At 61.1% G+C, this 3,562-nt stretch carries 3 protein-coding genes; 2 read left to right on the top strand and 1 reads right to left on the bottom strand.

The window, feature by feature from the left end; all coding sequences use genetic code 11:
- On the bottom strand, positions 1-1,384 hold a 1,384-nt coding region (locus tag AC1DT3_RS15125), incomplete at its 3' end, for a PQQ-dependent sugar dehydrogenase (RefSeq protein ID WP_477466067.1).
- A gap of 263 nt (positions 1,385-1,647) precedes the next feature.
- On the opposite strand from AC1DT3_RS15125, the gene AC1DT3_RS15120 reads away from it, so the two are divergent.
- Both AC1DT3_RS15120 and rimO read left to right on the top strand, forming a co-directional pair.
- Entirely contained in the window at positions 1,648-2,277 is a 630-nt protein-coding gene (locus AC1DT3_RS15120) for a glutathione S-transferase family protein (protein ID WP_477466066.1), read from the top strand.
- Between the two features lie 240 nt (positions 2,278-2,517).
- Positions 2,518-3,562, top strand: a 1,045-nt coding sequence (gene rimO / locus AC1DT3_RS15115) for a 30S ribosomal protein S12 methylthiotransferase RimO (protein WP_477466065.1), incomplete at its 3' end; no start/stop codon positions are given.

The following is a 3,562-nucleotide window of genomic DNA, read 5'->3' as shown; positions in this document are numbered from 1 at the left end:
CGTCACCCACGCCACCCTCGAGCACATCGGCGCCGATGCCGCCGTCGAGTCGATCGTTTCCTTCGTCGCCCCAGAGGTGGTCGTTGTCGGCGTCGCCGAACAGCACATCGTCGCCGGTTCCACCGTGCACGGAGTCGTCGCCATCGCCGCCGTTGATCGTATCCCCGACGTCACCTCCGGCCGATGCCGCGTTCAAGCGGAAGATGCTGCCGTTGAAATTGACGACGTAGAGATTTCCCTGGGCGTCTTCGCCGAACGATGTCGGGATATTGATCTCGGACGCGCCCGCTCCGACGTATTCGATCTCGTCGGTTCGGTCGACGGAGACCCATCCCGTTCCGCTCTGCTCGAGCGTGTAGATCCGGCTCGTGACGAAGTCGGCATAGAAGTATTTGCCCTGCAACGCAGGGTCCGGGCCGCGATAGACGTAGCCGCCGGTGATCGAGTGGCCCTCAGGGTGTGGGTAAGAAAAAATCGGATCGGTATAGTCCGGATTGGGAACCGGCTCCGGCCCTTCCTCGAACGGCCAGCCGTAGTTTTTGCCGGCGACTCCGAGGTTGATTTCTTCGTGACCGCCGTCACCCACGTCGGCGATGAAGAAGCGGCCGGTTTCGTGGTCGAAGCTGGCCCGCCACGGGTTGCGCAGACCGATCGCCCAGATTGCGGACGGCGCAAAAGTCCCATCGACGCCGTCGAACTTCGTCGGATTCGAGAGAGGGACTGCATAGTTGTTGTTGGGGTCGCCGAGAAAATCATCCCCGTCGACGTTGATGCGCAGCATCTTGCCTTTGTAGTTGTACACTCCTTCCACCATGACTTCCTGCGCGTTCAAACCGCGAAAGTTGTCTCCAGTGGCGATATACAGATTGCCGTCGGGACCGAAATCGATCCAACCGCCTCGGTGCGCCGGGGTCTCGTCATAGTCGATCGTCATGACGACTTTTCGCGAGAGCGGATCGACGGACAATCTGTCGGGTCGAGCGGTGTATTCGAGAATCTGAACGTCGCGATCGTTGTTGCAGATGTAGACGTAAACCTTTCCATTCGCCGCGTAATCGGGATGAACGGCGAAGCCGAGCAGCCCCATTTCATGGTTGCCGGGCGGCGGCAGATAATTGGTCACGTTCAAGAATGGCTGCGCCAGGACAGTGCCGGTCGCAGCATCGAGAATCTTAACAAGACCCGTTTTTTCGACCACGTAGAGCTGGTCGCCGCCGCCGGGGGCTCCCTTCACGTAGAGCGTGCTCTGCAGACCGCTTTCGCCTGTTCCACTTCCGCCGACCGCGACCTGTGTGGCTCGTATGGTTCCGGGATATCCGAAGATGGCATCAGCTCCGACTGTGCCTTGGAGAACGTCGGAGCCGCTTGTGCCGTAAATGGACATGGAGGGAATATCTTTTTGGTGAAGGTCAAGCTGTTGATGCTGGCAGTCCGGCGGGGTCTTGGCCCTATGGGAACAACCAGGATTAAATGGATAATTCCGCGGGCGTTCGAGATGCCGCACCCTCCGTTGCTGTCGCGACGATGGTGGTCAGACTGCAGGGTCGGGAACGCCCTCTTCCGTGAGAAATAATTCAGTTCGCATCAATCGATGCCGGTTGCGCTCGGGCGGCCGCGCTCTACGTTCGCGCGCTGGAGGAAATCCGAATGACCGACGAACTCGTTCTTTACACAAACCCGCAATCGCGGGGCCGCATCGCCCGTTGGATGATGGAGGAAGTGGGGCAGCCCTACCGCACCGAGCTGCTTGATTTCCCAACAATGAAATCAGCGGCGTACCTGGCCGTGAACCCGATGGGGAAGGTCCCTGCCGTCCGACATGGCGATATGGTCGTAACCGAAGCGGCGGCGATCTGTGCCTACCTCGCGGACGCCTTTCCCCAGGCGGGGCTGGCCCCTCCTCCCGGTTCCCGTCAGCGCGCGCCCTACTATCGCTGGATGTTCTTTGCGGCCGGCCCGATGGAGGCCGCGGTCACCAATAAGGTATTTGGCTTCACGTTGCCGGAGGGCCGCGAGTCGGTCGCGGGTTATGGCAGCTTCGAAGACGTCATGAACGTCCTCGAAAAAGCCGTTTCGCAAGGCGACTACGTGGCGGGCGACAAGTTCACGGCCGCCGATGTCTATGTCGGATCCCAGATCGGCTGGGGGTTGATGTTCGGATCGATCGAGAAACGTCCGGCATTCGAGCGTTACTGGGAGCGGCTGAGCAACCGTCCTGCCAATCTCCGCGCCAGGGAGATCGACGACGCGCTGATCGCCAAGCAGAAAGCGTCCTAGGCGGCAGGACGCAGCCGGGCGGCTCAATGCCCCCGGCGACGTCGTGTCGCGCAAATCTGCCTGGCAAGTCTTGCCGCTCGCGCTGGAACTATGGTACGGCAGCACCATTCGGACGCCCGAAAACCCTTTTAATCTCTGCGTTTGCCCGAATTCGAGCKAGCGGCCCGGCCGTCGCGACTTCGCGCAGATGATCGATAAGAGCGCCGGCGTGCCCCAAACAGATAAGACTGGATTCGGCGGATGAATGCTCCTGCGCCCAAAGTTTCGTTCGTTTCCCTCGGATGCCCCAAGGCTCTGGTGGATTCGGAGCGCATCATCACGCAGTTGCGCTCGCAGGGCTATGAACTCACCAAGAAGCACGATGGCGCAGATGTCGTCATCGTCAACACATGTGGCTTTCTCGACAGCGCCAAAGCGGAATCGCTGGACGCCATCGGGCAGGCCCTCTCCGAGAACGGCAAAGTCATCGTCACGGGCTGCATGGGCGCCGAACCGGAGCAGATCCGCGACCGGTTTCCCAACGTCCTCGCGATCACCGGCCCGCAACAATACGAGACCGTCGTCTCAGCTGTTCACGAGGCGGCCCCGCCCGCGCACGATCCCTTCCTCGATCTCGTGCCGCCTCAGGGCGTCAAGCTCACGCCCCGGCATTACGCCTATTTGAAAATCTCCGAAGGCTGCAACAATCGTTGCTCCTTYTGCATCATTCCCAAGCTGCGTGGCGATCTCGTCAGCCGCCCGATCGGGGACGTTCTGCGGGAGGCGGAACGCCTAGCGAAAGCCGGCGTGAAGGAGTTGCTCGTCATCTCGCAGGATACGAGCGCGTACGGCCTCGACATCAAGTACCAGCCGAGCCTGTGGCAGGACCGCGAAGTCCGCACGCGCTTCTACGAGCTGGCGAAAGAGCTCGGCGAACTCGGCATCTGGGTGCGCATGCACTACGTCTACCCTTACCCGCATGTGGACGAGGTCATCCCCCTGATGGCCGAGGGCAAGATCCTTCCTTATCTCGACATTCCGTTCCAGCACGCTTCGCCATCGGTTCTGAAGGCGATGCGCCRACCGGCCCACCAGGAGAAGACCCTCGAGCGGATCCGCAAGTGGCGCGAGATCTGTCCTGATCTCGCCATCCGCTCGACCTTCATCGTCGGCTTCCCTGGCGAAACCGATGCGGATGTGGATTTCCTCATGGAATGGCTTCGCGAAGCCAAGCTCGACCGGGTTGGATGCTTCCGCTACGAGCCGGTCGCCGGAGCGCCGGCGAACGAAATCGCCGGCCTCGTGC

The organism is Microvirga sp. P4_G7, assembly GCF_056401005.1.
The sequence above is the reverse complement of the archived record's forward strand: the minus strand, read 5'-3'. Positions and strand labels throughout refer to the sequence as shown.